At 61.1% G+C, this 4,738-nt stretch carries 6 protein-coding genes and 1 pseudogene; 2 read left to right on the top strand and 5 right to left on the bottom strand.

The features are described 5' to 3' along the window. Positions 1-188: hypothetical protein (locus VMR39_RS18965; RefSeq protein WP_325417961.1), on the top strand; the 188-nt coding region annotated here is incomplete at its 5' end. 79 nt (positions 189-267) lie between these two features. On the opposite strand, the gene VMR39_RS18960 is transcribed toward VMR39_RS18965, so the two are convergent. Further along, a complete protein-coding gene (locus tag VMR39_RS18960) occupies positions 268-819 on the bottom strand; it encodes a cysteine hydrolase family protein (protein ID WP_325417959.1) in 552 nt (183 codons plus the stop codon). 30 nt (positions 820-849) lie between these two features. Further along, positions 850-2,001, bottom strand: coding sequence for an AMP-binding protein (locus VMR39_RS18955; RefSeq protein WP_325417957.1), 1,152 nt, complete (start codon positions 1,999-2,001; stop codon positions 850-852). 105 nt (positions 2,002-2,106) lie between these two features. Between VMR39_RS18955 and VMR39_RS18950 the strand changes: the two genes are divergently transcribed. Then, positions 2,107-2,556, top strand: coding sequence for a DUF6130 family protein (locus VMR39_RS18950; RefSeq protein WP_325417955.1), 450 nt, complete (start codon positions 2,107-2,109; stop codon positions 2,554-2,556). Between the two features lie 250 nt (positions 2,557-2,806). Here VMR39_RS18950 and VMR39_RS18945 read toward each other — a convergent pair whose 3' ends face one another. The 3 genes and pseudogenes from VMR39_RS18945 to VMR39_RS18935 form a co-directional block, all read right to left on the bottom strand. Further along, on the bottom strand, positions 2,807-4,369 hold the full coding sequence (locus VMR39_RS18945) for an alpha/beta hydrolase (protein ID WP_325417953.1): 1,563 nt from the start codon (positions 4,367-4,369) through the stop codon (positions 2,807-2,809). A 35-nt stretch (positions 4,370-4,404) separates the two neighbouring features. Then, positions 4,405-4,536, bottom strand: coding sequence for a hypothetical protein (locus VMR39_RS18940; RefSeq protein WP_325417951.1), 132 nt, complete (start codon positions 4,534-4,536; stop codon positions 4,405-4,407). A 7-nt stretch (positions 4,537-4,543) separates the two neighbouring features. Then, positions 4,544-4,738 (bottom strand): annotated as a pseudogene (locus VMR39_RS18935) (hypothetical protein); the annotation flags it as partial.

Raw genomic sequence — 4,738 nt, 5'->3', positions numbered from 1 at the left:
GCGCCGCGACCCTGCTGGAAACCTGCAACCGCTATATCCAGGAACAGCTGCTGGCGCGCAAGGCGGTGCCGGACTGGCAGAGCCTGGATACCCTGGCCGATGCCATCACCAGCGTCGAGTATTACCTGGAGCGCCTGAGCGCGACTCCGAAAGTGCCAATGGCAGTGCGCGCCGCCGACAGGAGATAGACGTCAGTCCCATGTTGCTCCTACATTCAGGATAAGGGGACAGGATCTGGCAGTTGGAGCCGCTTCCGACTGCTCTTGATCATCCAAGCCGCTCGATGATGTCCCGGCTGGTCCCGGTTTCCCCAAGCCGGGGAAAGATATTCTCGAGGCTGTTCGCGTGCGCGAGCGGGACAATATCCGTGATCGCATCGAGCGCGATTGTCACATTGAAACCCAGCTCATGCGCCTGCCGGGCGGTCGATTCGATCCCGACGCTCGTCAGGATACCGGCAAGGACGACCTGGGTGACACCTGCTGCGCGCAGCAGCGTGTCCAGGCCAGTGCCAGTAAAGGCCCCCCAGCCATGCTTGGTGATCACATGGTCGTCGGACTGGCGGCCTAGCTCGGGCAGCAGTTCGAGGAAGTCGTGCGGCAGTTCCTCGAGCGCGAAGCCCTGCTCGACGCGGCCGGGCGCGACGCCCGCGACCGCAACAAGATAGACCGGCAGTCCGCGATCGCGGAACGCCTTGGCAAGCAGGCCCGCCTGGTGCGCCACATCCTCGATCGGATGGATCGTGGGATAATGGGCCAGGCCCTTCTGGAGATCCACCACGACGAGGGCGCTGCGTGAATCCATCTGAGAAATCGGCATGATCACTCCGTTCAACGATGATGGTGACCGTCACGCATTGCGTGAGCAGGGTTTGGATTTTGCCTCGAGCGCTTGGCGCAGGAGCTTTTTGTCGATCTTGCCAACCCCGGTCCTTGGCAACGCATCGACGAGCATCACATCGTCGAGGAGCGCAAAGCGACTGATAGCCCCTTCTTCCACGAAGCGGGCCAGCAGCGCATTGATTGCCTCATGCGTGGGAACCCCGTCTCTGGTTGCCACGACGATGGCGACGGGACGTTCCTGCCATTTGGCATCGGATACTCCCACGACCGCGACCTCGGCGACATCGGGATGCCGGATGATGAGCTCCTCGAGCATCAGCGAGGATATCCATTCGCCACCGCTCTTGATGACGTCCTTCAAGCGATCGCGGATCTGGATCGAGCCGGCCTCGTCGATCGAAGCGATATCCTGGGTATGCAGCCAGCCACCGCGCCAGAGGTCGCGCGAAGCCGGTTCGTCACCAGGATAGCATGGGGTGAGCCAAGGCGCTCGCACGACCAGTTCGCCCGAAGCGGCATCGTCGCACGGCAGGGCCTTCATCTCCTCGTCGACGATCGCTGCGGATACCAGCGGAATGGGCTTGCCGCTGCGGATCGTCGAATAGGGATCAGCGCTTTCCTCACCGATGCTTATGACCGGCCCGGTCTCGGACATGCCATAGCCGGCCGCAATGGTCATGCCGGTCGCACGGGCCGCATCGGCAAGATCGCGCGTCAAGGCACTGCCGCCCAGCAGCATTTGCCACCCGTCGAGGCGGATGCCCAGCCGTTCGGCCCCGCCGAGCACCATCTGGAGTACGGTCGGCACGCCATGGGAGAAAGTCACGCCTTCAGCCTCGCGCCAGCGCAGGATCGCGTCCACCTCATAGCGCCCGGGATAGATCTGCCGCAGCCCCAGCATGGTCGCGAGATAAGGCATGCCCCAGGCATGGACGTGGAACATGGGCGTGAGCGGCATGTATACATCACCCGCCCGCAGGCCCAGACCCTTGCGGCCGCCCAGCGCTGCGCCGAGCGCGAGCGTGTGCAGCACGAGCTGACGATGGCTGAAGCAGACCTGTTTGGGCAGGCCTGTCGTCCCGCTGGTATAGAAGGTTGTGGCGAGCGCATTCTCATCGAAATCGACGAAGGTTGGCTTTTCCCGATTGGAAATAAACACCCACACTCCAGACAGAAGTCATGACGACAACCTTGCAATCGTCCTACTAGTTGGTAGATCGCATTTCCTGACCATTAGCGTGAGGCAGCCCTGTCGAAGGACGACATGAAACATTCTTTTCCCGCTTTTCTGCTCATCGCCGTCATGCTGGGCTTATCTCCTGCCCATGCCACCGATCATGCCACGAAGGGGCCGATGCCCAACAGCCAGACCGACGCGTCGGCGGGCCACGACCTTGCCCCCAGACTGGTCCTTTCATCACCCGACGCCGAGACATTGAAGGGAGGTTATGTCTACCTTTCCTTGCGCGTTGAGAATATGAGCATATTGCCCATGTACCCGGAGGTACAAGGCAAGGAGGTTTCCCAGCTCAAGCCCACTATCGGCCATCTCCACGTCAAGGTGGACGACAACAGATGGTCATGGATTCATGCCTCGAGCGATCCCATCTATTTCGGGCCACTCCCCTCGGGCGTTCATCAGATGAAAATCGAGCTTGCCGATGCAGCCCATGCGGTGATCGAGACCCAGACCGTCAGACTGGTGATGCCGTGAGGCCTGGAATGCCCCGATGTCGACGGGCATCGCGGGCAAATGGAGAACGTCATGACCAAGCCAACACCCAGCGCGGGGTGCATCCCATGCAGAGGCTTGTGGGATTTCCTCCATCTATCGGTCCAGCCGCGCGCACGGCTATCGAGAAACGCTCGGGTTGGATGGCACGGATCGAGCGAGGACCAGCCTTGCCCCGTAATCTTATGGGCGATGACTTGCGCCGAGTACGACGCAGGCCATCGCCCAACTCTTAGTGCTTGGAAGGACGGGCGACCGCATACATCGCCTTGGCCATCTCCTTCCACAGCGCATTGCGATCATCACCCCGGGCATAGACCTGGTTCACGCCGTGGTTCGCATCGGGAACGAACGTGAAGTCGGCCTTCCCGCCGACTTTCTCGAATATGGCTTGGAGGCGACGTACCGGGCCATCGAGATAGTAGGAATCGACGTCGCCGACCGTCAGGTGGATCTTGCCGTCGAGATCATGTTTGAGCGTCGGCCAACCATTTTCGATCCGATGCCCGATATCGAAATTCTCACGCCAATAGGCCGCAACGTCAGGATCGACGGTGCCGCTTTCGCGGTCGAACAGCGGAATGGGCTTGCCGTTTTCGCCGCGGGGCGAGAAAACCCAATCGAACGAGCCGATCTGCCCGCCGGCATGGCCGAGCACCTCCTCGAGCCTGACAGCATGCTCGATCGTTCCCAATATCTTGTCATGGTCCCGCTCCATCGGGCGGGGGCTGCCGCTAGCATCATGATAGAGATTGGCCCCCGGAGCATAGATATTCACGCCGAGAAAGGCATGGAAATCGACCGGATCGGGCGATGTGGGCCAGCTTCCGCCGAAGAGCTTGGGATAGCGCACCATTGTCCATAGGGCGAACCAGCCGCCCGAACTATGCCCCGTGAGGAAGCGACCCGAGGGCTTTGCGTCCATCCGATAACGAGATTCCAGCATGGGAATGACATCCTCGACCAATGCCTGTCCCCAGGGGCCGTTATTGACGCTGTCGGCGAATTCCGTCGTGCCTGTCGGAGAGGAAAAATCTGGCGACACCCAGATCATCGGCGGGATGTCGCCGGTTTCCATCATATGCCAGATTCTCGAGAGATACTGGCCATCGGCCTTGTGGGTCGAGCCGAATGCGCCCGTCATATACACAGTGGGATATGTCTTGCGCGCCGCTGGATCATAGTCTGGCGGGGTCAGAACCCAGGCACCAATCTTTTTCTGTGTCCCAAGGAATTTCGCAAGGGCAGGCGAGGCAATCTGCTCGTCATGCAGGTGCGGGCGAGAGGCAGCAACCTGCTCGGCGGCACGCGGCGGGAAACCGGTTGTGTCGAACTGCCCGGCTTCGGGCGGCACGATATCCTCCAGGTCGATCGAGACGGGAGAGGACAGCGGGAAGCGGATCCTCGCGACGTGGGAGATCAGGTCGCCCGGCCCGCGACCGGCATAATTATAGTTTCCATTGCGATCGAGCACGACCTGGACGCGATATTCTCCTGCGGCCAGTTCGGAAAAGGGCTTCGGGAATGCAAGTTGCTGCGTGTCGATCGCGACGGCACGCCGGGTACCGAAGCTTGCCACGTCACGTGCCGCCACCGACACGCCCTCGCTGCCCGGCCCGCCTATGTCGATACTGTCCGGGCTGTCCTTCCCAGGCGCCACCGGCTGGGCAAATACCAGTAGCCGGCCGCCTGCATCGCCCTGGAACCCGGGAGGCAAGGTCACCTGGAGGCGGGTTTCGGGCGTCGCGGCACCCGAAAGAGCAACGACAAACAATGGAGCAAGGTAGAAACGCATCAGTGGGGAATATCCTTTAATGGCATGGATGTTGTTCAATGGTGCTGGGCCGCGAGCGCCATGATCGCGCGCATATGCGCGGTCACATAGATCAGCGCCGTCACGTTGGGATCCTCGCAGACCTGCGAGATGACTGTCCCTGCAAAGAAATGCCCCGCCAGCACCACGGGCCGGTCATCCGTGCAAGTACGCGCCGAACGCATCGAGGGTGGGAAGCGGGTTCTGGACGGATGTGGCGGTGATGCCGCTTGCGTGGAGATATCCGATGAAGTCAGCCCTAAAGGATTCATCGGCATAAATTCCATGCACCAACACGACATCACAGGCCCCAAGATCCTTGCCCGCTGCAAGCACCGTGGACGCAAATGG

Origin of the sequence: Sphingobium sp. (genome assembly GCF_035511395.1) — a bacterium.
Taxonomy (GTDB): domain Bacteria; phylum Pseudomonadota; class Alphaproteobacteria; order Sphingomonadales; family Sphingomonadaceae; genus Sphingobium.
Note: the sequence above shows the minus strand (reverse complement) of the source record. Positions and strands in the feature narration are given on the sequence as shown.

What these genes read in the sequence shown, in the direction of transcription:
- VMR39_RS18945 (WP_325417953.1), bottom strand. Translation starts at nt 4,369, where the DNA reads ATGCGTTTCTACCTTGCTCCATTGTTTGTCGTTGCTCTTTCGGGTGCC.
- VMR39_RS18960 (WP_325417959.1), bottom strand. Translation starts at nt 819, where the DNA reads ATGCCGATTTCTCAGATGGATTCACGCAGCGCCCTCGTCGTGGTGGAT.
- VMR39_RS18950 (WP_325417955.1), top strand. Translation starts at nt 2,107, where the DNA reads ATGAAACATTCTTTTCCCGCTTTTCTGCTCATCGCCGTCATGCTGGGC.